Source organism: Flavobacterium sp. M31R6 (assembly GCF_013284035.1).
GTDB lineage: Bacteria > Bacteroidota > Bacteroidia > Flavobacteriales > Flavobacteriaceae > Flavobacterium.
The window spans coordinates 1889086-1914594 of the sequence record NZ_CP054141.1; the positions used below are offsets into that span (position 1 = coordinate 1889086).

Consider the following 25509-nt stretch of genomic DNA (forward strand, 5'->3'; position numbering starts at 1 on the left):
AATTATCTAATGATTTGAAAATTAATCGTTTAACAAGTCTGGTCTCCTGTTTTTCGTGTGTTCATAGGCCGTGTCTTCTCTCCATTTATCAATTTTGGCGAAATGGCCGCTTAATAAAACATCAGGAACTTTCCAGCCTTTGTAGTCGGCAGGACGAGTATAGATGGGACCCGAAAGTAAACCATCCTGGAAACTATCGGTCAATGCCGAGGTTTCGTCACTCAATACTCCTGGAATCAATCGGATTAAGGCATCAGATAAAACCAAAGCACCCAATTCTCCTCCTGATAAAACATAATCACCTATTGAAATTTCCTTGGTGATAAAATGATCGCGCACGCGTTGATCGACACCTTTATAATGTCCACACAAAATGATGATGTTTTCATACATCGACATCGTGTTGGCCATTTTTTGGTTTAGCGTTTCGCCATCGGGAGACATATAAATGATTTCGTCGTAGGTTCTTTCACTTTTCAGGTGGGTGATACAGGCATCTATGGGTTGAACAGTCATAACCATTCCAGCTCCACCACCAAAAGGATAATCGTCAACGCTTTTTTGTTTGTTGGTCGTATAATCTCTTAAATTATGAAAATGAACCTCCACCAATCCTTTGTCAATGGCGCGTTTCATAATCGAAGCTTCAAATGGACTTCTTAATAATTCAGGTAATACGGTTATAATGTCAATTCTCATGTTGCTTTTTTAGGAACGGCAAAGGTACAAATAAATTAGCAAGACCCATTTGTTACTTCAATTCAAAACAAATGGAATTTGGAGAACTTTTTTAAGCCATATAAGTAATATAAGGCCTTATAAGAAAACTTAAATGAACTTATATTACTTATATGGTTATTTTTTTTCTCAGAATATTGTGGTTTAGCTAAAACTCCATTCCTTATAACTCAACTCTTTTTCTATTTTCTCTTCAATTTTTTCAGATAGTTTTTGGTTGAAATCAATTCCAGTAATTTGTTCAATTGCATCAATGGTTGTTGCAAAAGTATAAAGCGGAGCATCCGATTTTTCATTGGGAACCAAAAACGGAATCATTACCAAAGCATCGTCCTGTACCCGAACCACGATTTTGAAAAAATAATCGGGAACCGAGACTTCTTCGTCGCCAATAGTAACTAAATTATCATGCAAAATACTTCCCGTCACTATAAAAAGAGCCGTGTATTTATCAGCCCAATACCGAATTTTTTGTTCCAGTCGGTTCCAGACTCCGGCGTTAAAAGCTCTGTTTTGAGGTGACACATTCGAGGTGTAAAAAGTTTCATTGTAGGCTTCACTGGAAAATTTCATATCAGCGGCTGGGACAAGGTGGCCTTTGTCGTAACCGGTATCTTTATAATTTTTCCAATGTGCAGAATCGGTGTCTACCAACGGATCTTGTTTGAAATAAGGTCTTTCAAAATGATGCTCTTGTTGGGACTCCGCAGTCAAATAATAGGCTGCCCACTCCGCTTGTTCGTGTTCTTCGGAATATGATAAAAAGAAATGCTTATGTCTGATGATACTCATAAACGAATGTTTTTTTTAATGGTTTTGGGCTAAACTCCAAACTGCCTCAAATGATGATCGGTATGTCTCCACATCAATTTATCCCAATCCTCATAAGTCATTTTGCCCCAAAAAGGATGATCCATAAGCTTGATCACTTGAGTGCCTTTCGTAAATTGGCTAAAATTTTCTGCAAATTCTTTTCTGCTGGATTCAAAATCATAGGAACTTTCAAATTTTAGCTCTTTAGCCGTAGGACTGTTTTTTCCAAAGTCACTATTAAAGGCTTTGTTTTTTATTAATCTGCCTAAAATACGCAACAGGAAATACTTCTTTAGGGCTTTTGTGCCAAACGCAACCTGAATCGCAGCGTTGCAATGCTTGCACATTTGGTCCACTGTCATCTTGCCCCACAGCGCTTTACTGTCAGGCGTAAGAGAATTGATTCTGGCAATTATAGCCTCATTATCGGCTTTGTCATATATCGAACCCATATTTTTTTGGTTTAAAGTCATAAACAAATATAATCCTTTGCAGCCAAATATACTATCAAAACAGTATTACCAAAAAGAATAAAGAGAGTAATTATTAGGAGCAATTTCCAGCTATCCACTTGTATCCACGCAAAAAAAAGCGTGGGATACCGCTTCTATCTGGGCTAGGCTTTAGTGGAATTAAGTATTTCAGAAAATCATTTTCATTTCATAACAAAACGGCTCTAAACACAATTCTTGTTTTAGAAATTGTGTAAGGAAAATTTTGATATATTTACTAGATTTGAGTTAATCTATTAGGAGTAAAAAATAACACATTATGACAATGGAAAATAAAAAAGAGTTGTCACCCGAACAACATTTAACATTACTCGGAATATTAAAAAATCGTTTTGAGAAAAATAGAAACCGCCACATAGGTCTTGATTGGGACAATGTACAAGCTAAGCTGGAAACCAGTCCCGAGAAACTATGGTCGCTCAATGAAATGGAAAGAACTGGCGGTGAACCGGATGTTGTTGGCCATGACGAAAAGACAAATGAATACATTTTTTATGATTGTGTAGCAGAAAGTCCAAAAGGGCGAAGAAGTCTTTGTTACGACCGTGAAGCACTGGATTCTCGAAAAGAATTCAAACCGGAAAATAGTGCTATTGATTTTGCCGCAGCCATGGGCATCGAAATTTTGACGGAAGCAGAATATCGAGAATTACAACAACTTGGGAATTTTGATACCAAAACATCGAGCTGGGTGCTAACGCCTTCGGATATTAGAAAACTGGGTGGTGCCATTTTTGCTGATTTCCGCTATAACACGGTGTTTATCTATCACAACGGAGCTTCTTCTTACTACGCAGTTAGAGGATTTCGCGGGTCATTAAGGGTTTAAATATTAAATAGACAGTTTTGGAAAACGAATTTAATTTGGTTCACAAATCATTATTATAGAAAAGAAAAACATATGACAATTACAATTGATAATATTCTCAAACTAGAATTAATTACTGAAAACCATGTGCAGCCTATTTTTGAAATGGTTGATGCTAATAGAGCACATTTAAGACCTTGGTTGCCTTTTGTAGATAGAATGCAAACCGTTGAATTCGCGGATAATTTTGTAAAAGGAACCATGCAACGTAACAATGATGGAAACGAATTTGCTTTTGTCATTATAGAAAATGAAAATGTTATTGGCCGAATTGGTGTTTATAAAATTGATAACCAAAACAAAATCGGAGAAATTGGTTATTGGATTATTGAAGGGTTACAGGGAAAAGGGATTGTCACAAAATCTTGTAAAGCCATTATCGATTTTTGCTTTTCGGATTTACAGCTGAACAGAATCGAAATCAAATGCGGAACCGAAAATTTCAAAAGCAAGACTATTCCAGAGAAATTAAACTTTACCAAAGAAGGCGTCATTCGACAAGGCGAATTGCTTTATGATACATTTATTGATTTGAATTTGTATTCTCTTTTAAAAGCGGATAGAAAATAATGAAAAGGATAATAATAATCTCAGCCACATTTTTGTCATTAAATGTTTTTGGACAGGATAGGTTTCAATCTGAAAAGGAACCATTACTTAAAGTTGTTTACCTAAATGAAAATTCTGTCGAAGAAAAGCCTGCTTGTTTTTTAAATGGAAAACACATTGACGAAAGTGTTCTTAATACTTTGCGACCAGAGGAAGTTGAAACTATAAAGGTTGAAAAGGAGGATGTTGAAATTGATAAAGTTAAATATTTTGGAAAAATTATTATTCAGACAAAAGAGAGTTACGAACCAATCTTTCTTTCATTAAATCAATTGAAGTCAAAATATACAAACTGTAAAGAAGGAGTAACTATTTTTGAAATTGACAATGAAGTAATCAAAGCAGATTATGATAAATATTTAGTTGATACCAATTTTATATTGAAAATCACGGTAGATAAACTTGATAACTCTATTGAAAAGTTAAACTTAAATGTTGTAAAAATTTACACTAAATCGGAGGGGAATATTAAAAATGACAGGCAAATAAAAATTCGAGGTTCTGAATAAGATCTACAAATAAATAATCATTAGTTTCATATTGGGAACAACACATTGTTTTAAAATGTATTTACTTTGATTCAAATCTCCAAATTTTCTGATTCTATAAATTTATTCGTAAATTTGCACCTCAATAAAAAAAAAACACAATGGAAAACGGAATATACGCTAAATTCAACACCGCTAAAGGGGCGATTTTGGTAAAATTAACACACGATTTGACACCAGGAACTGTTGGTAACTTTGTTGCTCTTGCCGAAGGGAACATGGAAAATAAAATAAAACCTCAAGGACAAAAATTCTATGACGGTTTAAAATTTCATAGAGTAATTCCTGATTTTATGATTCAAGGAGGTTGTCCTCTAGGAACAGGAACAGGAGATCCAGGGTACAAGTTTGATGATGAATTCCATCCAGACTTGCGTCACGATGCCCCAGGAGTATTGTCTATGGCAAATTCAGGGCCAGGTTCTAATGGTTCTCAGTTTTTTATCACACATGTTGCTACACCTTGGTTAGATAACAAACATACTGTTTTTGGTAATGTTGTAGAAGGACAAGATATTGTAGACGCTATTGCTCAAGGAGATTCTTTAGATTCAGTTGAAATTATCCGAGTAGGTGAAGAAGCTGAAAAATGGAATGCTATTGAAGCTTTTGTTGGTTTAAAAGGAGCTCGTTTGAAAAAATTAGCGGCTATAAAAGCAGAATCAGAAGCAAAAATGGAAACATTAGCTGCTGGTTTTGAAAAAACAGAAAGCGGTTTGCGTTACCAATTCATTCAAAGAGGTTCTGGTAAAAAAGCAGAAAGCGGAAAAACAGTTGCTGTTCACTATGAAGGTTCATTAGAAAATGGCAAAGTTTTTGATTCATCGTACCCAAGAAAAAAACCAATTGAATTCAGATTGGGTCAAGGTCAGGTCATTGAAGGTTGGGACGAAGGTATTGCTTTGTTACAAGTAGGAGATAAAGCTCGTTTTGTGATTCCATCTGATTTAGGATATGGACCAGCAGGAGCAGGTGGTGTTATTCCACCAAATGCGACTTTGATTTTTGACGTTGAATTAATGGACGTTAAATAGTATTTAGAAAACAGTAATCAGTGATTATTGCGATAAATAGGAAATCCCAAAACATTTGTTTTGGGATTTTTTTTGTTCTTAACTTAGAACCTTAGTATCTTAGTGACTTAGCAACTTAAAAAACAAACTATGGATTTAACGTGGTCAGAATTTGAAAGAGTAGAAATACGAGTGGGAACAATACTAGAAGTCAATGATTTTCCAGAAGCCAGAAAACCTGCATTCCAACTCACAATTGATTTTGGAAGTGTCATTGGTATTCGAAAAACATCGGCTCAAATTACCAAAAGATATACCAAAGAAGTTCTGACAGGAAGGCAAATCGTAGCTGTAGTCAATTTTCCCAAAAAGCAAATTGGGAAGTTTATGAGCGAATGTTTGGTGCTGGGAGCAGTAGGTGAGGAAGGTGATGTGATTTTATTGGCCCCCGATTTCAAAATAGAAAACGGATTGCGGATAGGTTAGTATTACGAACTGTTGTTAGGGTTTTGCATTTTGTATTATTTTTTCAGTAATTCAATATTGGCATCTATCTTTACTTCATCGCTAATCAAGAAACCACCAGTTTCTATTGCGGCATTCCATACTAATCCAAAATCTCTACGGTTTATTTTTCCTTTCAATTTTAAACCTGCTTTTGTATTTCCCCAAGGATCGATATTGCTACCTCCATATTTTATTTCCAAAATGGTTGGTTTTGTAACTTCTTTGATGGTTAGTTTACCGATTATTTCAAAAGTTGTATCACCTATTCTTTTGAATTTAGTAGAGTGGAAAGTGATTTTTGGAAATTTTTCGGCATCGAAGAAATCAGGGCTTTTTAAGTGAGCATCTCTTTTTTGATCATTGGTATTAATGGAGTCAACATTTGCAGTAAAAGAAAAGACCGCATTTTCAAAATCTTCTTCTGCTTCAGCTGTTCCATTTATTTCATTAAATCTCCCTGTTAGAGTAACAATTTCAAGATGTTTAATTTTGAAATACACTTCTGAATGTGAGGGATCTATTTCCCATTTCATATTTTCCATGATGCTTGTTTTTGTATTTTGTTCTTCTTTAAAGGTAATTTGAGGTGTCATTTTATTGAGATTTAAATGTTATTGTAATTTGTAATTTATTTTTAGTTCTTTTCGTAATGGCTCATTACAAGCCCATTCGAAAAGATATTTGTATGCAAGTGTTTAAACGTAGTATCTTGGTCAAGCTGTCCAAATAGTGGAATACCATCACCAATAAGAACAGGAACTCTAGTGATTATTAGTGCATCAAGTAAATTTTCTTTTAGAAAGCTTTGTATCACTTTTCCTCCGTCAACATAGGCATTGGAATAACCTTCGTCGGAAAGATAATGCAGTAACTCTTTTGGCTTCATCGAGAGGATGCTAACTTTTTCTTTTAGGTTATTTGGTATTTCTTTGATTTGTGTACTTAAAACAAAAACTTTTTGTTGATACGGCCAAGAAGGAAAAGTGATCACTTTTTCAAAAGTGCCTCTTCCAATTATTATTACATCAATGTGGCTAATAAATTTGGTGTAGCTTTTATTGATTTCTTGGTTGTCAAATGGGATTAACCAATCGATTTCTCCATTCTTTCTTGCAATAAAGCCATCCAAGCTTGTTCCTATATATGCTGTTGTTCTCATCTATTATTGTCGAAAAAAGCCTCTTAAATTTTGCAAATTGACACAATTAAAAGTCATATGGTTAGGATTTTTACTTGCGTCAATTTGTTGTTATTAGTTCATGTTGTTCTCTTTGATTTGACAATAGGAAAATAGTTAATCATTACCCTTATTTTTCTTTTCTTTTGAAGCGTCATAAGGATGTTCCTTCAGTTCTACCAATAGAAATTTTATTGTTGTCGAACCACCATTTTCAGTTACATGTGGACGTTCTGGAGCGCTTACGCCTGACATTCCAGGTTTGAGATCAAATGATTCATTTTTACCGTCTTTGTAGTGAACTATTAATTTTCCGTCTGTAAGTGCATAAAAGAAATGAGCAGGGTGGGTGTGCATATCGCTCTTTTCTCCTGGTTGAAGTATGACTTCAGTTGCTCGTAGGAAAGTCGTGTCCGCCAAAACATGATTCATTTTTGGGTTTAAATTTTTCCATTCCTGTGCGTTGGCACCAAATGATAATAGAAAGAGTATAAATATTCTTCCGAATGCAATGAATAAATTTCTTTTCATGATTATCTTTTTTTAATTTTTTGAGAATTAAAACAACATAAAAACATCATGTAAAGTTAGTGATTTAAACTCATTTTTAATTGATTTTTATCATGTAATAGTCTGTATTTTAGTGTTTTAATTGTTTTTTATTTCAAAAGAAAGAAAAATTTTATGTTAGGAATTTTACTGTGGTATATATGAAAGAATTGAGGTTTAGGTTTTAAAGATGTCTAATTTTAAAATTGAAAGGAATTAAATAAAAAGGATAGTTTTATATGTAATAAAACTATCCTTTTTATGAAAATTATTGTTTGTTTTTTACTTCTCAATAGGTAAATCACTTGAACCCCATTCTGTCCAAGAACCATCATAAACGGCTTTTGGGTTGTCCGAAATCAATTCGGTTGCTAGTAAAACAATACAAGCAGTAATTCCGGAACCACAAGTAAAAAATAACGGCTGGTCATTCAGTTTTAGGATTTCTTTTAATTCTTCTGTCGATTTGAACTTTCCGTCTTGCTGCAGTTCGGTAAAAGGAATATTTATGGAACAAGGAATATGTCCGCTTCTTAATCCGGCTCTCGGTTCTTCGTGGGTGGCATGGAATCGGTCTGCAGATCTGGCATCCATGAGAACAGCTTCTTTGGTTGTGATATTTTCAACAATCTGTTCTTTATTTTTGATTAATTCGGGCTGAAATTTTGCCTCAAAATTCCCTTTCGGGTAAGTTGTTTGTTGTTGCTTTTCAGTTGGGAAACCTTCTCTGATCCATTCTGGAAGTCCGCCATCCAACACAAAAACATTCGAATGTCCCATCGCTTTGAACATCCACCAAGCTCTAGGACTGGAATAAATTCCCAAAGTGTCATAAACGACAATTGTGCTATTTGAATTAATACCTAATTTTTGAGATTCAGCAGTGAATTTTTCTTCCGACGGAAAAGTGTTGGGTAACGGATTGCTAGTGTCGCTAAAATTATTTTTGATATCAAATAAACGGGCATCTTTTATTTGTAAATCTGGATTTTGATTCTCAAGATTAGATTGATTTTGATCCAATCTTGCCTCGAGTATAATTAGATTTGAATCGTTTATATGTTCTTGAAGCCAGGCTGCTGAAACTATAGGATTTGTCATTTTTTAGCGCTTAATTTTTGATATTAATTTTTGTAAATAATTTTGTCCATCTTCCCAATATTCCAGATTAGAGTCGGAGTTGATGTGTCCTAGTTGTCCCACGTTTATAAAATCACTCCCCCAATATGAGGCTAATTCCTTGGTTCTTTCCAGTGACATATAGGTGTCGTTTTCCGTTCCTACTACCAAGGTTGAAAAAGGAACTGCTTGGGTTGGAATAGGTGAAAAGTGTCTCAGGAAATCAGGGGTATGCTTGGGCGAATCTACATCAGCGGGGGCAACAAGCATAGCACCAACGATGTTTGGATTGTTATTTTTGGAAATCCAATGCATAACTAGGGAAACCGCCAGACTGTGAGCCACCAAAATGGTTGGTTCATCTATTTGCTGAATGGTTTTGGAAAGTCTTTCAAGCCATTCGTTGAGTTGAGGTTCGTCCCAATTGTCTTGAATGACTTTGGTCGAATTGGTGAATTTTTGCAGCCAAAAGCTTTGCCAGTGTTTTTCGCCAGAATCACCAAGTCCTGGAATAATTAATAAGTGCGGGGTCATTTTATTTCTTTTTTAAAGCTGTAATTCTTTGAATTTCTTTGACAACCAACGGAAAAGCGGGTTCGGTCATGTTATGTCCAAAACCTTGTAATTCATACAAAGTCGTTTGTTTGTGACCCGCAATTTTCATCATTCGCATCATATAGGCGTTTTCTTCATAACGCCCCAACATTTCTTTTTCTCTATCACCCGTAATTAGCAATAAAGATGGTGCATCGGCGCGAACGTGATACAAGGGTGCAAACTCATCAACTATGGGTTGGGTGTCTGGAATGCCTCTTTCTTTTCGGATTTCAAAATGAGTTATGGTTTGAGCGCTCAACGGAATCAATCCTGCGATGGAGTTGGCTTCTATTCCATCAGCTTTCAGCCATTTTTTGTCCAATCCCACCATTAGTGATAAGTACGCGCCAGCTGAATGTCCTGAAACTATAATTAACGAATCATCTCCGCCATAAGTGGCAATATTCTTGAATGTCCAAGCTACGGCTGCTGCTGCATCTTCAATGCATTTTTGTGCTTTTACTTTTGGAGATAGTCTATAATTTACCGAAACCACACAAAATCCTTTGTCTTTAAGCCCTTCTGGAAGTTCTTTGCTACCTGAGGTTAAGCCGCCACCGTGAAACCAAATTACAGTTGCAAATCCTTTGGTGCTTTTAGGATAATAGATGTCGATAACACAACGTTCTTTTATATAAGGGTCCGTGTTGGCTATGGCTTCGCTATAATATGGGATGTTTGTGACTGTGGTATATTCTGTTTTTTGGGCAGAAAGTAATGTTAGGGAAAGTAGTAGAATCAGGGAAATAAAGAATCTTTTCATTTTCGTTTTTTATTTTGAAAGCATAAAAATACAGAATTTTTAGACGTTGACTGCACTGGTTCTTATGAAAATATAAAGATGTAGAATAGCCCTGATAGAAGCGGTATCCTTTTTCTTTTTTCTTTAAAAAGAAAAAGATATAGCGAATAGCAGGACTGAATAGGATAGATGCGAAAAATGTCTGCTCCAAAAAAAAATCCATCAGCCTTTCGACCGATGGATTTTTTATATTTAAATGAACTGCTAAAAATTAAGCATCCAAATCTACTGTAGTTCTGCTGGCGATTTCTTTGTAAGTTCCGTTTACTAATTTCTCACGGATTGCTTCAAAAGCAGTAAGTGTTTCAGCAATATCTTCCAATGTGTGAGAAGCAGTAGGAATAACGCGCAATAAAATCATTCCTTTTGGTATAACTGGATAAATTACGATTGATAAGAAAATACCGTAATTTTCTCTTAAGTCATTTACCATCACCATCGCTTCCGGTACACTTCCTTCTAGATAAACTGGGGTAACGCAAGTGTTTGTGTCACCAATATTAAATCCTTTGCTTCTCAAACCGTTTTGCAAAGTATTTACGTTTTCCCATAATTTGTTTTTCAAACCTGGGTTGTCACGCAACAATTGCAAACGTTTCAAAGAACCAATAGTTTGGATCATTGGCAATGCTTTGGCAAACATTTGAGAACGTAAGTTGTATTTTAAATAATCGATAATATCTTTATCTGCAGCCACAAAAGCACCAATGTTTGCCATTGATTTTGCAAACGTAGAGAAGTAAACATCAATTCCGTCTTGGCAATTTTGCTCTTCACCAGCTCCGGCACCTGTTTCTCCAAGTGTACCAAAACCGTGCGCATCATCTACAAGTAAACGGAAATTGTATTTTTCTTTCATGGCTACAATCTCTTTCAACTTTCCTTGTTGCCCGCGCATTCCAAAAACACCTTCGGTAATAAATAATATACCACCACCAGTTGTTTCGGCTAATTTTGTAGCACGATCCAAGTTTTTCTCCATACTTTCGATGTCGTTGTGCTTGTACGTAAAACGTTTTCCGCTGTGTAAACGAACACCGTCAATAATACAGGCATGCGCATCTACATCATACACGATCACATCATTTCTAGTCACCAAAGCATCAATGATAGACACCATTCCTTGGTAACCAAAATTCAGCAAATAAGCTGATTCTTTCATTACGAAAGCAGCCAATTCATTCTCTAATTGTTCGTGATATTTAGTGTGACCGCTCATCATACGCGCACCCATTGGGGCAGCGGCACCATATTCGATAGCTGCATCCGCATCTGCTTTACGCACTTCTGGATGGTTTGCAAGCCCTAAATAGTCATTCAAACTCCAGTTCAAAACCTCTTTTCCTTGAAATTTCATTCTCGGTCCTAAGTCTCCTTCTAATTTTGGGAATACAAAATAACCTTCTGCTTGCGATGCCCATTTTCCTAATGGACCTTTATTGTTTTGAATTCTTTCGAATAAATCTTTTACCATAATATATAATATGTACTACTATTAATTTTAAGAAGTCGCAAAAATAATTATTTATAATGTATTAGCACCTTGAAAGTATATTTATTTTTCTAAAACCAATCCATTATAAATAGTAATATCGTCATCCTGAGCCAAGTCGGATGGAGGAGCTATATCCTGCTGTCCATTGCAAGCTCTCCGTCATAAACCATTTTTTCCATTGGGCTGGCAGGAGCTTCCGTTGGTCGCTCTGTCAGCCCAGGAAAAAATAGGTTTATTCCATCGAGGCTTTCCATTTCCATCAGGGCTAATGCGGTAATCAAGAACTTTTTTCAATAAAAAACGTATATTTGAATCAGGTTCGACAACAATGGCAATGAAAATTTCAATTGCAAAATAAAAATTAAAATCAATAATTCAACAATCTGGAATCTAATAATCTACAATCTAAAATAGAAAAGATGTCTCAAAATGCAAAAGAACTAAAACTCGCCGTACTTATTGATGCCGACAATGTTCCCTACAGCAATGTAAAAGGAATGATGGAGGAAATCGCCAAATACGGTACTCCAACTACCAAACGCATTTATGCCGATTGGACCAAACCAAATGCCAACGGCTGGAAATCGGTCTTGTTGGAACACGCCATTACGCCCATTCAGCAATATAGTTACACTGTTGGGAAAAATTCTTCTGATTCGGCTTTGATTATAGATGCGATGGATTTGCTGTATTCTGATAAAGTGGATGGTTTTTGTATTGTTTCCAGTGACAGCGATTTTACCAGACTCGCTATTCGATTGCGAGAATCGGGAATGAAAGTTATTGGTATGGGCGAGAAAAAAACACCGAATCCATTTATTGTTTCCTGCGACCGATTCATTTTCATTGAGGTCTTGGAAGGAGCCATCAAAAAGAAAAAACCAAAAACAGCTGCAACAGTTCCTTCCGCAGATCTTAAAGATGCTAAAGACACCAAAGACACCAAGAAAATTCCCGAAAAAGAAACTGCCATAAAAATTGATAATAAAACCATAGAATTGATAGAAGACACAATCGATGCCATTGGAGATGATGACGGTTGGGCTTTCTTGGGCGATGTGGGAAATCTCATTGTGAAGAAAAAGCCAGAGTTTGACCCTAGAAGCTACGGTTTTTCTAAATTGACTCCCATGCTCAAATCCCTAACCGATATTCTGGAAATAGACGAAAGAGATTCGGATAAAAAAGGAATCAAACATGTTTACGTTAGATTGCGTTATACTTAAAAAAAAAACACAAAAAAAGGAGGGCTTTTCATTGCCCTCCCAACTTTGTAAGTTCTGATTTATCATTATCTAACTTATACTTAAATTCGGTATAGCTGACTATTGAGATACTTTTTCTAATATTGAATATTTGTGATATTATATGCTCAAGTAATTAATCAGAACCACGTTCAAATGTACGATAGTTTTACATTTAATGTATTGAAAAATAGAGTTTTAACTATTTTTTTAACATACTGTTTTTTGCCAATAAAATAATTGTTTGTTCATTTTAAGAATTAGAATGTTATTACTAAATCTGTTGTTTCTTTGAGTGCAGTAAACTGATATATTTGTATTCTTAATAATATTAAATACCAACAAATGAAAATCGTTTTTGCTACCAACAATGCCAATAAAATTCACGAAATACAAAGTATGCTTCCTGAAAGTATTCAAATTATTAGCCTAGAAAGTATAGGTTGTCACGAAGATATTCCAGAAACTGCCGATACAATAGAAGAGAATGCCATCATGAAAGCGAATTATGTAACCGAAAAATACGGTTATGATTGCTTTGCTGATGACACTGGACTTGAAGTTGATTCTTTGAATGGAGAACCCGGCGTTTATTCGGCACGTTATGCTGGAGAGCAACGTTCTTCAGAAGATAATATGGATAAATTGCTTTTGAATTTAGAAAATTCAACGAATAGGGATGCCCAATTTAAAACCGTAATAACCTTAAATCTAAAAGGGAAGCAGTATCTTTTTACAGGAATTGCTCGTGGTGAAATCACTTTAGAAAAAAATGGGAATCAGGGCTTTGGTTACGACCCAATTTTTAGACCTGAAGGATATCAAGAAACGTTTGCCCAGCTTTCATTGGAAACCAAAAACGCCATAAGTCACAGAGGAAAAGCCACTCGAGAGCTTATTGCATTTTTAAATCAGAATCCAGTGTAAAAAGTGTTTTGTTAAACAAATTATTAAACATATAAGTCATATAAGTTTTTTAGTTGAAACAAAATTAAGTTAGTAAAATCAATAGTTCATTCAAGCAAAGAATTTAGCTGGCTAAAAATATTTTTAACTTATATGTTCTTTTTAATCACTAATTTATTTTTTTAAAAACTTATATGGTAAAATTAAATGCTAGTTATTTTAGATCATAGAGAAATTTTTAACCAAATGATAGTTACAATAAAATATAGTACATTTGAAATGCGTTATAGCTTTTCACTCAAATAATTCAGTATGTTCAAAATCAAAACCATAATTTTTGCTTCCCTTTTTTTAATACCAACAGTTCATTACGGGCAACACACAGATGAAATTAACTCGAACAGACCTGGCGAATCCATGTCGGCTTTTGCTGTAGGCAAAACAGTTCTTCAAGTAGAAACAGGTGTGTTTGGTATTAAAGAAAGTCATAGTTTGTTGAATTATGACGCCAATGGTTTTGGTCTTGATTTGGAAGTGAGATATGGTGCATTTCTGGAGAATTTAGAGTTCATTGCAGACGTTCAATATGTGTATGAAACATTTAATTATCCGATGCAGGTTGATGACAGAGCCGATTTTAAGCAATCTGTTTTGGGAGCCAAATATTTGATTTATGATCCGAATAAGGGATATAAAAAAGAAGTTAATTTGTACAGCTGGAAAGCGAATCACAAATTCAACTGGCATCAAGTAATTCCTGCTGTTGCGGTTTTTGCCGGAGCCAATTTTACAGGAGCGGATAATCCTTTTTATTTTTCCCCAGAATCGGCAATCTCTCCAAAAGTAGCTATCATTTTGCAAAATCATTTAGGTGATGGTTCTTGGGTTTTTGTAACCAATATCATTTCCAATTACATGACGACAGATTATCCTAGTTTGAGTTACATTTTAACTTTGACGAAAGGAATTAATAAAAATTGGTCCGCTTTTGTTGAAAACCAAGGTATAAAAAGCGATTTTTATAGTGATGCCATCGTTCGAGGTGGAGCTGCTTATTTGATTAATAGAAACATGCAGGTTGATGCTTCGATAAGTACTAATTTTAAGGATACGCCTTCAGTTCTTTATGGAGGTGTTGGAATATCATGGCGTTATGATGGTCGATACAAGGAAGTTCATCTTTTAACAAAAGAAGAAGAAGCTGCTGAAAAAATGGCCAAAAAAACCAAAACCCAAAAAGGGTTTAAAAAAACGAAGAAGTAATATATCGATACCCTATAAATAAAAACGGTTAGCATATACGAGGTCAAAAACAATAAGTACTCTTATAAAATTAATTATTGAAATCTTGAATAGGTAGAAAATTTTCTTACATTTGATCTTGCATAAAAAAAGTGTACTAATTTATTTCCAGCTACTTACTATCATGAAAAAACTTTTCATAGCCCTATTAACAATTATGTGCTTATCATGTAGTGAGAACATTATCGATAAACCAATAACTGGTTTTAACCTTTTGGCCAATATTGATATATATCTTAAAAATAATTCTGGCGAAAATATTTTAGGCTCTGATAAATATCCAGAAAATAGTATTCGCGTAAGATATCTCGTAGGAGGAAAAGACCTTGGTTATGGTTATAATACCCCTGGTGCAATTTTAGACAACCCTGGAGGTTTTTTTCTTGGAATACTCTCTGCAAATGAAACAGGAAAAGGTATGCGTGTCTTTTTAAATTCTGATTCTTCCGAAGAATATCCAATTACCTATATTCATTGGAATTCTACCGAAACTGACACTATCAAAACAAAATACAGAAGAACGAGTAATTCAATAGTACTAGAAAAACTTTGGTTAAATGATGTCTTAGTTTGGCGAGTTGAAGTCGAAGGACAAACGGGCAGTACTATTACAATAGTCAAATAAAAAAGTATTTTTTTAAAACTCTAAAAGCCCATTAATTTGGGCTTTTTTGTGCAATAGAGGTAATATTCGTGATATATCTTAAACCTAAATGTTTTTCTGATAATTGGCACACAAGAAGACAAGACCAATAATAAAAACAATCATTACTCTTATAAATTTAATTACTAAAAACGTGTATAACTAAAAAAAAATCTTACATTTGTTTTTTATAAACGACTGTTATTTAATTTATTACTAACTTTTGATGATTAGAATCGAAAAATGACCAAACCAAACCAAACCAAACCTTAATTTTTATGGAATTTTGACCAAGTCACTATTCTTATTTTTCTTAAGTTTTATTTTACTAATTTCTTGCGACAAACAAGAGGATGAGAGTGTACTCCAGCCCAATTCAAGTACTGTAAATCAAAAGATTGTAAATGAAATAGCCCAGTCTTTTTTCAAAAAAGAAAATACAACTGCTAAAGGAGTAAATAATAACAAAACTATTGAGAATATCATTATACATAAAACTGCCAAAAATGAAAATGCATTTTATGTAATTAACTACAAAGAAGGCGGATTTCTCATTATATCTGCTGACAACAGGATAAGCCCAATTTTAGCCTTTTCTGATACTGGAAGTTTTTCTTCGATTCCAACAGAAATCATTCCTCCGGTACAATACTGGATGAAAGGAGAAAAAGAACAAGTGCAAAATGTCATTGACCATCAACTTACTCAAAGCAAAGAAGTAAAGCAGGAATGGAAAGTATTAGCAGATAATAACTCTTTAGTAAAATCTACAAGCTCGACGAGCAGAATAGAACCAGATCCTATTAATTATTGCCCAGATGCTACTGTTCAAAAAGGGCCTTTTCTAACCACTATTTGGGGACAAGGTAATGGGTATAACAATTTATTAGATACTAATTGTAGTTACACTGATTATTTCGGATACAAAGCCCCTACTGGTTGTGTAGCAACTGCAATAGCACAGGTGATGCGTTATTTTCACAAAGCCAATACCTACAATTGGGCAAATATGCCAAATTATGGAAGATACGCTAACGGCACCTCTGACACGCAACAATTAATGAAGGATATAGGTTTTTGGGTAAAAATGAGATATTATTGTGATACATCATGGGCTTATTCTGAAGATATAGTGCCAACACTTATTTATCACTTTGGATATTCTAATGCAAACTTTGCTGATTTCAATCTGAATACCGTTGTGCAAAATTTAAATTCCAACAAACCTGTCATTTTATCAGGAGGAACAAATTCTGGAGGAAGTTACACGAATGGTCACGCTTGGGTTTGCGATGGATATACACAATCTACTTTTTATTCCAGAGATGATTATGGCAATTGTACAGGGCAAGCAGTTACTTATTCCCCTCTTTTACACATGAACTGGGGTTGGGATAATGACTATAACGCTTATTACAGTGTTTCACACTTCAATACAGGTACAAGTAGTTACAATTACAAAAACACAATGGTATATAATATAACCCCTTAAAATTTTATTGACATGAAAAAATTATTTATAATTTTGGTAATAATTATGTGTATTTCGTGTAGCGATAATGACACAACCCCAAAACAAGGAACTGTTATTGGAGCTTCCATGGATGTTTTATTAAAAAATAGAGAAGGGATTAATATTTTTGACACTGATAAATATCCAGAAAATAGCATTAGCATAAGATACTTAATAGGAGGAAAAGAGTTTGGTTATGGTTATGATACTCCTGGTGCTGTTTTAGACAACCCTAAAGGTTTTTTTATTGTAAATTTTGCTGAAATAGGTAAAGGAATGAGTGTGTTTTTAAATCATGATTCTTCAGAAGAATACCCTATAACCTACATTTATTGGAACGCTACAGACGTTGATACGATTAAGACGCAATATAGAAGAACCGAAAATTCTATAATTCTAGAAAAAGCTTGGTTGTTTAAAAATGGTGATTGGGAAGTAACAGCACCCCCATACATAACAATAGTAAAATAAATTTCCTTAATATATTTTAAAAAGCCCATTAATTTGGGCTTTTTTTATGCAACTTTTTTTTATTGTGCCAAAGTTGGTTATATTCGTAGCGTTTCTATTATTTAACAAACAATCGCTTAAACAGCTATAAACAGACACATTTCATCTAAATGATTACCATTCAAGAAGCAAAGACCAAAAACGAGTTAATCGAATTCATAAAATTTCCTTTTTCTTTATACAAAGACAACCCGTATTGGGTTCCGCCCATAATTGCCGATGAACTGGAAACATTTGATAAAACCAAAAATCCAGCTTTTAACAGTGCTGAAGCTAATTTTTATGTTGCTCTCAAAGACAATCAAATAGTTGGAAGAATTGCAACAATTATCAATTGGGATGAGGTTAATCATCAAGAGAAAAAGAAAGTTCGTTTTGGCTGGTTTGACGTTATTGACGATATTGAAGTGACTAAGGCTCTGCTTGAAAAAGTATATGAATTAGGTCAAAAAAATAATCTGGAATATGTAGAAGGTCCAATGGGATTCTCAAATCTGGACAAAGTAGGTGTTTTAACCGAAGGCTTTGACGAATTGGGGACGATGATTACTTGGTACAATCATCCATATTATGCAACCCATTTTGAAAAATTAGGTTACGTAACTGAAAAAGAATATGTTGAAAATAAATTCCCTTTTGCGAACGCCAAACCAGAGTTTTTTGAAAAAATAAATGAGTTGGTCAAAAAAAGATACCAGCTGAAACCAATCAACTTCAAATCGACCAAAGCCGTAATGCCATATGTGGATAAAATGTTTGATTTGTTTAATGAATCCTATGCTAGTTTGTCTTCGTTTGTAGCGATATCGGATGTTCAAAAAGAATATTTCAAGAAAAAATACATCAGCTTCATCAATCCTGAATACATAAAATATGTTGAGGACAAAGATGGAAACCTTGTGGCTTTTGCAATTGTAATGCCTAGCTTTTCTAAAGCATTACAAAAAGCCAATGGTAAATTATTCCCTTTTGGATTTCTTCATTTATTAAACGCAAGACGTAATAGTAAGGATGTTGTTTTTTACCTAATCGGAGTACATCCAGAATATCAGAATAAAGGAGTAACTGCTGTGATTTTTAGCGAATACCACAAAACCTTTACCGAAAAGGGAATTGAAAATTGCTTTAGAACACCCGAATTATCAGATAATATAGCCATTCAATTGATTTGGAAAAATTTTAATCCTGTGGTGCATTGCCGTAGAAAAACGTTTAGGAAATCACTTTAGATCAGATTCAATATTGATAAAAAGTACTATTTAATTTAAACATATAAGTCATATAAGTTTTTTTTAAAGTTAGTACTCAATAGTACTGATCAAAAGGGAATATAAGTTAAAAATGTACTTCCAAGGTCTATAGTAATTTGCTTAAATTAACTTTAATTTTTATTTGACTTTATTCAAAATGAAGGCTTAGATGACTTATATGTTTTAATAATGTATTTGCTATAAAGATGTTATTCTTAGAATTAAGTAAAAATGGTTAAAAAAGCACAAACCATTTTTGACTATTAAGCCCAAAAAAAGTCCAAGAATCAGGTGATTTTTGGACTTTTTATTAATGAGCTTTTCTTTAATTAAATATCGTCAAATTCGATATCCGTAAAACTAGATGTATTTGGAATAATGTCTTCGTTTGTTTTATCTAAAGCATATTCTTTTTTGAAATCTTTTTGGTGTCTTTCCGAGATTACCTCTTCGCCTTTGTGGTTCAAAACGTAAGAAGTCATATCTTCTAGAATTTCTGAAAAAGCGGTAAAATCTTCTTTGTACAAATAGATTTTATGTTTTTTGAAATGAAAAGAACCATCTTCTTCCGTGAATTTTTTGCTTTCGGTAATCGTAATGTAATAATCGTCAGCTTTAGTAGCTCTTACATCAAAGAAATAGGTTCTTCTGCCAGCTCTTAAAACTTTTGAAAATATTTCTTCTTTTTCTAACATATCATTTTCTCTCATAATCTTATCGTCATTTTTTTATTTAATAGCAATCAAAAATCATAAAAATATATGTATTATACAACAATTAAAGCAATTCTTTTTCCGAAAGTTGTTTTAAATAAAGTGCTGCATAATACCCGTCTTGGTTTATTAATTGATTATGAGTGCCTTGTTCAATTATGTTTCCATCTTCAAGAATGATAATTTTATCCGCATTTTTTGCAGAAGAAACCCTATGACTTACTATTATGGTAGTTTTGTTCTTGCATATTTGATATAGATTGTTCAAAATAGCCTCTTCGGTTTCAGTATCAACAGCAGAAAGACAATCGTCAAAAAGTAAAATTTCGGGATTTTTTATAATCGCTCTTGCAATAGAAACGCGTTGTTTTTGCCCACCTGAAAGCGTAATTCCTCTTTCTCCCAATATCGTGTCGTATCCTTTGTTGAAACCGATAATATTGTCATGAACGACAGCGCTTTTAGCCACTGCTTCAACTTCTTGATCGGTCGCATTTTCTTTTCCAAACTTGATATTATTCTTGATGGTATCTGAAAATAAAAAGGCATCTTGGGGAACTACTCCGATGCTGCTTCGTAAATCAAACAAGTTGAGTTGACTAATCTCATGATTGTCTATCAAAATTTGGCCACTGGTTACATCATATAATCGGGATAATAAAGCCAAAACGGTTGATTTTCCGGAGCCTGTTTTCCCTAAAATTGCAAGAGTTTCTCCCTTATGAACTGTGAAGGATACATTCTGAAGTGCTTTTATTTGAGTGTCATTATAAGTGAAACTCACATTGTCAAACGTAATGCTACCCTCTATTTTTGATCTATGAATATTTGTATTTTGAATTTCTGGTTCTATTTTCAAAAATTCATTCAATCTTTTTTGTGATGCTTCGGCTTCTTGAACCATCGAGGATACCCATCCCAAGGAAGCTACAGGCCAAGTTAGCATGTTGACGTATAAAATAAATTCCGCAATGGTACCAATGCTTTTGATGGTTCCGTGAATGTACATTAAACCTCCAAAATAAATTACAATCAAGTTACTGACACCAATTAAGGCAATCATTAAAGGCCCAAAAAGGGATTGTACTTTGGCTAAACTTAAACTTTTGCTTTTGCTTTCATTGGCCAAATCGTTAATGTTGGATTGATGCTGGTCTTCTAATGAATAGGCTTTTATAACTCGTATTCCCGAAAAAACTTCCTGTGTGTAACTGGAAACTTTAGATAAATATTGTTGGAATGTTGTCGATCTTTTGTTGATTTCAGAACTTAATTTGAAGATGCAATAAGATAATATGGGCAAAGGTAATATGGTATATAAAGTCAATCTTGGCGACACATTGTACATATATCCAATTACGATAGCAAAACGGATAAATGTGTTTATGGTATACATAACAGCAGGGCCAACATACATTCTTACTTTGGAAACATCTTCGCTTATGCGATTCATTAAATCACCTGTTCGGTTTTGCTTGTAAAAATTTTGGGAGAGATTTTCGTATTGACGAAAAACTTCATTTTTTAAGTCGAATTCAATGTGGCGGGACATTACAATCAAAGTTTGTCGCATCAGGAAAGTTAGGAAACCTGCGATAATTGTCGTTGCAATAATTAATAGAATATTCGAAATTAATTCTTGGCTTATAACGCTGGTGTCTACAGATTTAGTTTTAGCGAAAGCTTCAATTTCATTAAATGACTTACTAATTAGTTTTGGCGTAAATAAAGAAAATATTTGTGCGATTATGGTGATAATAATACCTAGTGAAAAGCTGTATTTGTACTTAATGAAATATTTGTTTAAATATCGTAATTCTTTCATGTTATAAGAGATTCGCTATTGAATTGTTTTTGTTTTTTATTTAATGTCTGAATTTTAACAATTGAGTTAAAAAATAATTTGTTCTAAATTATTGACATATATTTATTTTTAGATAAATTTAATATTGTATATTTATTTTTTATGTATGTTTGACTTATCTTTTTGATAAATTCGTAATTTTTAACTAAAATAAATAGTACTATGAATGCTACTGTTACCACTGGGAAAGAACTTCAAAAAATGGATCCAGTTTTTGGACAATTGTCTTTTAATGATCACGAGCAAATCGTTTTTTGTAACGACAAAGATACAGGATTAAAAGCAATTATTGGTATTCATAATTCGGTTATGGGGCCTGCATTAGGAGGAACTCGTATGTTTAATTATGCCAATGAATGGGAAGCTTTGAATGATGTTTTGCGTCTGTCTAGAGGGATGACTTACAAAGCGGCTATCACAGGATTGAATATTGGTGGTGGAAAAGCAGTTATTATGGGTGATGCCAAAACTCAGAAAACTCCAGAATTGATGCGTAAATTTGGAGAATTTGTACATTCTCTAAGCGGAAGATATATTACAGCTGAAGATGTAGGAATGGAAACTTCAGACATGGATTTGGTAAGAGATGTAACTCCTTACGTTACCGGAATTTCTGAAGAAAGAGGTGGAGCAGGTAATCCTTCTCCAGTTACTGCTTTTGGAGTTTACATGGGAATGAAAGCGGCTGCAAAACAACAATTTGGTTCTGAAAAATTAGAAGGTAAAAAAATATTGGTTCAAGGAATTGGACACGTAGGGGAAACTTTGGTTGAGTATTTGACTAAAGAAGGAGCTCAAGTTATTATTGCCGATATCAATGAAGAAAAATTGTATGAAGTAGCAACAAAATATGGTGCTCAAATATTTACAGGAGACGATTTGTATAGCGCAGATGTTGATATTTATGCACCTTGTGCGATGGGAGCAACAATTAATGATGCTACCGTAAATATAATCAAAGCAAAAGTAATTGCTGGTGCTGCCAATAATCAATTGGCGAATGAAAATACACACGGCTTAATTTTGCAGGAAAGAGGTATTCTTTATGCTCCTGATTTCTTGATCAATGCTGGTGGAATTATCAATGTTTACGCTGAGTTGGCTCATTATGACAAAGCTGAGATTATGCGTAAAACCGAAAACATCTACAATACTACATTGGAAATTTTTGATTACGCTGTTGCAAAAGGAATAACGACTCATCAAGCCGCTTTGACTATTGCACAAAACCGTATCGATTTAAGAAAGATAGAAAACAGTAAAAAATAGTTTACAGTTTACAATTTATAGTCCCAGTTTGATATCCTGTTTTGGGTTGAGAACTGGGACTTTAATTTTGTGGTCAATTGAAAACTGGGACTTTGACTGAAAACTATATCAAATAAAGCAGCTATAAATTTTCATTTGAGCGATGAAATTCTTATTTTTGCAAACTAATTTTAAAAAGTTCTTACAAGGTGGTAAATAGAAGACACATCCGCGTTAAAGTCATGCAATCGATTTATGCAATGCATCAAAATGGTTCTGATAATCTAGAAAAAGAAGAGAAATTCCTTTTTCATAGTATTGACGCAATTCAAGATTTATACCTTATCATGCTTTCTTCACTGATAGAAATATGTAAAAAGGAAACTGTTTTTTTACATCTATCGAGCCAAAAACATTTGGCTACAAAAGAAGAACGTAATCCAAATGAGAAATTCATCAAAAACAGTATTTTTCAAATTCTTGCCGAAAACAATTCCCTTAGTATAGCTCTGGAAAATCGTTCGATTAACAATTGGACTTTAAATGATGATTATATTATTCTTCTTTTGAATGCCATAAAAGAAAGTGATTTGTATGCCAAATACATGAGCAACGAGGTAAACACTTTTGAGGAAGACAAAGATTTTATCGTTGATATATTCACGGATGTAATTGTTCCAAACGAAAAATTATATGAATATCTGGAAGATGATAAATTGACTTGGATTGATGATATTCCTTTGGTAAATACTCATATTATCAAACAACTAAAGGCAATAAAACAAGGCGAGGATGATAATTTCAGGGTTCCAAAGTTATACAAGGACAATGAGGACAAGGCTTATGTAAAAGATTTGTTTAGAAAAACAGTTTTAAACGAAACGGAACTGGCCAAAGAATATGTTGATAAAACGCCTAACTGGGATAGTGAACGTATCGCCGAAATAGATACTATTATCCTTAAAATGGCTATATGTGAGTTCTTGAAATTCCCTTCTATCCCGGTGAAAGTAACTTTGAATGAGTATCTGGAATTGGCCAAAGAATATTCAACTCCAAAGAGTAGTATTTTTATAAACGGAATATTGGATAATTTGGTAAAAGAGCTTGAAGCAAACAAAAGAATTGTGAAAATCGGAAGAGGTTTGATGTAATAGTTAAATTCTAAATTTTACAATAAAATAAAAACAATTAACAAAAACTAAATTTTAAATTATGGGACAATTACAACAGTTTTTACCATTTCTATTAATGTTTGTGGTTATTTATTTCTTTATGATCAGACCGCAACAAAAACGTGCTAAAAACGAAAAAGAATTTGAAAGAGACCTAAAAGTAGGAGATAAGATAATTACCAAAAGCGGTATCCACGGAAAGATTGCAGAACTTACCGATTCTACTGTAATTCTTGAAACAATGGCAGGAAAATTGAAAATGGAGCGTTCTTCAATTTCTTTGGAATTGACTGCGACTTTGAACAAAAAAGCATAGTCAAGAAACTATAAAATTTAAAATCCCAAATTCCGATTTTTTAATTGGAATTTGGGACTTTTTTATTTGTAAACGGGTATTATTTTTTTTTGTTCTTTTTGGCTTTTTTAGCTTTAGCTTTTTTCTCTTTTATTTTAGTTTTTTGCTTAGCTTTTTTTGCTTTCTCTTTTTTTGCTTTCTTAGCTTTTTTCGCTTTTTTCTTTGCTTTTTCTTTAGCCTTGGCTTTTTTTGCTTTCTCTTTTTCTTTTTCCTTCATTTTTGATTTTTTTTTCTTTTTCTTTTTTTCTTCCTCTTGAGGTATTACAGCTGTTTTTACTGTTGTAGTCTTTACAGTAGCAGGGACTTTAATGTCACTTTTTACAATTCCAGTTGCAGGGGCGGTAACTTTGGCTTTGCTGGATCTTGTTGTGGTTCGTGTAGCAGTTGATTTTACAACTTTTGGTTTTGTTGTTGCACTTGCAACTGTTGACTTAGGTACAACTGTTTTTGCAGTTGCAGGCTTTGTGGTTGTAGCTCTGGGAACTGTTGATCTTGTTGCTCTCGGCTTTGCAACGACAGGTTTACTAATTTCTGGTTTTTCCTCTTTTGACGTATCGGGACTAACTGCTTTTTCTGGAATTACTTTTTCGTCTTTTTTTTCTATCATAATGGTGTGTATTAGTATGTGATTTTTTTTTAGACATTGAAAAACAGATGGGCTATTCTCTTAAATCTTCAATGTTATTGAATTGTTACTTTTGTATTAACAAATATAATGAATAATTGAATGTGCTAATGTTAAGTTTTTACTGATTTTTAAATAGTTAGAGGTGAAAAATTTATAGCTTTAAATAAAAAAATCCCAAATTCCTTTGCGATCGGAATTTGAGATTTTTATTAGAATTTTAATTTTTTCTGAGCTACCTGTATTTATCATTCAAACCAATATTGTCTAAAATCATTGGTTTTATCTTTTCGATTCTCGAAAGTCTGGTTTCTTCGCGTTTTGCCGTTTCGATATATTCAATAAATTCCTTTTGCTTAGAAGGACTGAATTTCAGGAAAGCTTCTTTCAAATCACTATCACAATCCAGTTCATTTTGCAATAGGGTTGGAATTATAACTTCGGCTTTTGTTTTTTCAGGTTTAATTATTTTGCCCTGTTTCTCATTTTCGATAGCTTCCTGAATGTAGGCTAGAATTTCCTTTTCATTGATTTCCTCCTTGGATGTAAAACGCCATTGTCTCAATGATTTGGTAACTCCTTCATTGGCATTGATCAAATGTTTCTTTTCATCTTTTAGAAATACACCGTTGAAAAACCAAAGCGTAAAGAATTTTTTGAATCCTCCGACCCCAATTACGTTTTTATTGTTGTAAACAAAGACGCAACCACCCCATTTGTTGGTTTCAACCAATTCGGTTTTGGCTATAATTGTTTTTAAAAGCTCTAATTCACTTTCCCATTGATCGTTTTGAGTCATAGAAAAAGAAAGGTT

At 33.7% G+C, this 25509-nt stretch carries 31 protein-coding genes; 16 read left to right on the forward strand and 15 right to left on the reverse strand.

Annotation, left to right across the window (positions count from 1 at the left end; translation table 11 throughout):
* Positions 1 to 21: 21 nt before the first annotated feature.
* From trmD to HQN62_RS07695, 3 genes are all read right to left on the reverse strand, one after another.
* The gene (gene trmD, locus HQN62_RS07685; protein ID WP_115809876.1) at positions 22 to 699 is read right to left on the reverse strand and encodes a tRNA (guanosine(37)-N1)-methyltransferase TrmD; all 678 of its coding nucleotides are present in this window, start codon (positions 697 to 699) and stop codon (positions 22 to 24) included.
* 183 nt (positions 700 to 882) lie between these two features.
* Complete coding sequence (locus tag HQN62_RS07690; protein WP_116795725.1) at positions 883 to 1530, reverse strand: DNA/RNA non-specific endonuclease; 648 nt, start codon at positions 1528 to 1530, stop codon at positions 883 to 885.
* Positions 1531 to 1559: 29 nt separating this feature from the next.
* A complete protein-coding gene (locus tag HQN62_RS07695) occupies positions 1560 to 2003 on the reverse strand; it encodes a DUF1569 domain-containing protein (RefSeq protein ID WP_173503913.1) in 444 nt (147 codons plus the stop codon).
* Positions 2004 to 2328: 325 nt separating this feature from the next.
* Between HQN62_RS07695 and HQN62_RS07700 the strand changes: the two genes are divergently transcribed.
* The 5 genes from HQN62_RS07700 to HQN62_RS07720 all read left to right on the forward strand — a co-directional run bounded on the left by HQN62_RS07700 (position 2329) and on the right by HQN62_RS07720 (position 5587).
* Entirely contained in the window at positions 2329 to 2892 is a 564-nt protein-coding gene (locus tag HQN62_RS07700; protein ID WP_217362509.1) for a DUF4256 domain-containing protein, read from the forward strand.
* A 72-nt stretch (positions 2893 to 2964) separates the two neighbouring features.
* The gene (locus tag HQN62_RS07705; RefSeq protein ID WP_173503915.1) at positions 2965 to 3501 is read left to right on the forward strand and encodes a GNAT family N-acetyltransferase; all 537 of its coding nucleotides are present in this window, start codon (positions 2965 to 2967) and stop codon (positions 3499 to 3501) included.
* Positions 3501 to 4049, forward strand: a complete 549-nt coding sequence (locus tag HQN62_RS07710) for a hypothetical protein (RefSeq protein ID WP_173503916.1) — start codon at positions 3501 to 3503, stop codon at positions 4047 to 4049. Before HQN62_RS07705 ends, HQN62_RS07710 begins: the two co-directional genes overlap by 1 nt.
* 140 nt (positions 4050 to 4189) lie before the next feature.
* Entirely contained in the window at positions 4190 to 5122 is a 933-nt protein-coding gene (locus HQN62_RS07715) for a peptidylprolyl isomerase (protein WP_173503917.1), read from the forward strand.
* Positions 5123 to 5251: 129 nt separating this feature from the next.
* Positions 5252 to 5587 carry a tRNA-binding protein gene (locus HQN62_RS07720; protein WP_173503918.1) on the forward strand — a complete coding sequence of 112 codons (336 nt, stop codon included), beginning with the start codon at positions 5252 to 5254 and terminating at the stop codon, positions 5585 to 5587.
* A gap of 35 nt (positions 5588 to 5622) precedes the next feature.
* Here the strand turns inward: HQN62_RS07720 and HQN62_RS07725 are convergent, their stop codons facing one another.
* The 8 genes from HQN62_RS07725 to HQN62_RS19025 all read right to left on the reverse strand — a co-directional run bounded on the left by HQN62_RS07725 (position 5623) and on the right by HQN62_RS19025 (position 11601).
* On the reverse strand, positions 5623 to 6201 hold the full coding sequence (locus HQN62_RS07725) for a YceI family protein (RefSeq protein WP_243412035.1): 579 nt from the start codon (positions 6199 to 6201) through the stop codon (positions 5623 to 5625).
* A gap of 41 nt (positions 6202 to 6242) precedes the next feature.
* Positions 6243 to 6767: a dihydrofolate reductase family protein gene (locus tag HQN62_RS07730; protein ID WP_173503919.1), complete on the reverse strand. Its 525-nt coding sequence runs from the start codon at positions 6765 to 6767 to the stop codon at positions 6243 to 6245.
* Positions 6768 to 6902: 135 nt separating this feature from the next.
* A complete protein-coding gene (locus HQN62_RS07735; protein ID WP_173503920.1) occupies positions 6903 to 7316 on the reverse strand; it encodes a cupin domain-containing protein in 414 nt (137 codons plus the stop codon).
* Between the two features lie 300 nt (positions 7317 to 7616).
* Positions 7617 to 8435, reverse strand: a complete 819-nt coding sequence (locus HQN62_RS07740) for a sulfurtransferase (RefSeq protein ID WP_173503921.1) — start codon at positions 8433 to 8435, stop codon at positions 7617 to 7619.
* 3 nt (positions 8436 to 8438) lie between these two features.
* Entirely contained in the window at positions 8439 to 8987 is a 549-nt protein-coding gene (locus HQN62_RS07745; RefSeq protein ID WP_173503922.1) for an RBBP9/YdeN family alpha/beta hydrolase, read from the reverse strand.
* Position 8988: 1 nt separating this feature from the next.
* A complete protein-coding gene (locus tag HQN62_RS07750; RefSeq protein ID WP_173503923.1) occupies positions 8989 to 9813 on the reverse strand; it encodes an alpha/beta hydrolase in 825 nt (274 codons plus the stop codon).
* 250 nt (positions 9814 to 10063) lie between these two features.
* Positions 10064 to 11326, reverse strand: a complete 1263-nt coding sequence (capB, locus tag HQN62_RS07755) for a cysteate-C-fatty acyltransferase (protein ID WP_111409279.1) — start codon at positions 11324 to 11326, stop codon at positions 10064 to 10066.
* A 149-nt stretch (positions 11327 to 11475) separates the two neighbouring features.
* Positions 11476 to 11601, reverse strand: coding sequence for a hypothetical protein (locus tag HQN62_RS19025; RefSeq protein ID WP_256413213.1), 126 nt, complete (start codon positions 11599 to 11601; stop codon positions 11476 to 11478).
* 165 nt (positions 11602 to 11766) lie between these two features.
* On the opposite strand from HQN62_RS19025, the gene HQN62_RS07760 reads away from it, so the two are divergent.
* The 7 genes from HQN62_RS07760 to HQN62_RS07790 all read left to right on the forward strand — a co-directional run bounded on the left by HQN62_RS07760 (position 11767) and on the right by HQN62_RS07790 (position 18694).
* Positions 11767 to 12573 carry an NYN domain-containing protein gene (locus HQN62_RS07760; RefSeq protein WP_173503924.1) on the forward strand — a complete coding sequence of 269 codons (807 nt, stop codon included), beginning with the start codon at positions 11767 to 11769 and terminating at the stop codon, positions 12571 to 12573.
* A gap of 363 nt (positions 12574 to 12936) precedes the next feature.
* A complete protein-coding gene (locus HQN62_RS07765; protein ID WP_173503925.1) occupies positions 12937 to 13518 on the forward strand; it encodes a non-canonical purine NTP diphosphatase in 582 nt (193 codons plus the stop codon).
* A gap of 291 nt (positions 13519 to 13809) precedes the next feature.
* Positions 13810 to 14760: a transporter gene (locus HQN62_RS07770; protein ID WP_173503926.1), complete on the forward strand. Its 951-nt coding sequence runs from the start codon at positions 13810 to 13812 to the stop codon at positions 14758 to 14760.
* Between the two features lie 196 nt (positions 14761 to 14956).
* A complete protein-coding gene (locus HQN62_RS07775) occupies positions 14957 to 15424 on the forward strand; it encodes a hypothetical protein (protein WP_173503927.1) in 468 nt (155 codons plus the stop codon).
* A 304-nt stretch (positions 15425 to 15728) separates the two neighbouring features.
* On the forward strand, positions 15729 to 16934 hold the full coding sequence (locus tag HQN62_RS07780) for a C10 family peptidase (RefSeq protein WP_173503928.1): 1206 nt from the start codon (positions 15729 to 15731) through the stop codon (positions 16932 to 16934).
* 12 nt (positions 16935 to 16946) lie between these two features.
* The gene (locus HQN62_RS07785) at positions 16947 to 17426 is read left to right on the forward strand and encodes a hypothetical protein (RefSeq protein WP_173503929.1); all 480 of its coding nucleotides are present in this window, start codon (positions 16947 to 16949) and stop codon (positions 17424 to 17426) included.
* A 149-nt stretch (positions 17427 to 17575) separates the two neighbouring features.
* Positions 17576 to 18694 (forward strand): GTP cyclohydrolase, encoded by a 1119-nt coding sequence (locus HQN62_RS07790; RefSeq protein WP_173503930.1) that lies wholly within the window; start codon positions 17576 to 17578, stop codon positions 18692 to 18694.
* Positions 18695 to 19044: 350 nt separating this feature from the next.
* Here HQN62_RS07790 and HQN62_RS07795 read toward each other — a convergent pair whose 3' ends face one another.
* Together HQN62_RS07795 and HQN62_RS07800 are read right to left on the reverse strand one after the other, a co-directional pair.
* Entirely contained in the window at positions 19045 to 19425 is a 381-nt protein-coding gene (locus HQN62_RS07795) for a PUR family DNA/RNA-binding protein (RefSeq protein ID WP_116795709.1), read from the reverse strand.
* A gap of 67 nt (positions 19426 to 19492) precedes the next feature.
* Positions 19493 to 21253: an ABC transporter ATP-binding protein gene (locus HQN62_RS07800; protein WP_116795708.1), complete on the reverse strand. Its 1761-nt coding sequence runs from the start codon at positions 21251 to 21253 to the stop codon at positions 19493 to 19495.
* Positions 21254 to 21454: 201 nt separating this feature from the next.
* On the opposite strand from HQN62_RS07800, the gene HQN62_RS07805 reads away from it, so the two are divergent.
* From HQN62_RS07805 to yajC, 3 genes are all read left to right on the forward strand, one after another.
* On the forward strand, positions 21455 to 22561 hold the full coding sequence (locus tag HQN62_RS07805; RefSeq protein WP_173503931.1) for a Glu/Leu/Phe/Val family dehydrogenase: 1107 nt from the start codon (positions 21455 to 21457) through the stop codon (positions 22559 to 22561).
* Between the two features lie 221 nt (positions 22562 to 22782).
* On the forward strand, positions 22783 to 23694 hold the full coding sequence (gene nusB / locus HQN62_RS07810) for a transcription antitermination factor NusB (protein WP_173503932.1): 912 nt from the start codon (positions 22783 to 22785) through the stop codon (positions 23692 to 23694).
* A 61-nt stretch (positions 23695 to 23755) separates the two neighbouring features.
* Positions 23756 to 24031, forward strand: coding sequence for a preprotein translocase subunit YajC (gene yajC / locus HQN62_RS07815; RefSeq protein WP_116795706.1), 276 nt, complete (start codon positions 23756 to 23758; stop codon positions 24029 to 24031).
* Between the two features lie 79 nt (positions 24032 to 24110).
* Here yajC and HQN62_RS07820 read toward each other — a convergent pair whose 3' ends face one another.
* Complete coding sequence (locus HQN62_RS07820) at positions 24111 to 24287, reverse strand: hypothetical protein (protein ID WP_165818086.1); 177 nt, start codon at positions 24285 to 24287, stop codon at positions 24111 to 24113.
* Between the two features lie 91 nt (positions 24288 to 24378).
* On the opposite strand from HQN62_RS07820, the gene HQN62_RS07825 reads away from it, so the two are divergent.
* Positions 24379 to 24699: a hypothetical protein gene (locus HQN62_RS07825; RefSeq protein ID WP_173503933.1), complete on the forward strand. Its 321-nt coding sequence runs from the start codon at positions 24379 to 24381 to the stop codon at positions 24697 to 24699.
* Positions 24700 to 24930: 231 nt separating this feature from the next.
* On the opposite strand, the gene HQN62_RS07830 is transcribed toward HQN62_RS07825, so the two are convergent.
* Entirely contained in the window at positions 24931 to 25494 is a 564-nt protein-coding gene (locus HQN62_RS07830; protein ID WP_173503934.1) for a YdeI/OmpD-associated family protein, read from the reverse strand.
* Positions 25495 to 25509: the final 15 nt, after the last annotated feature.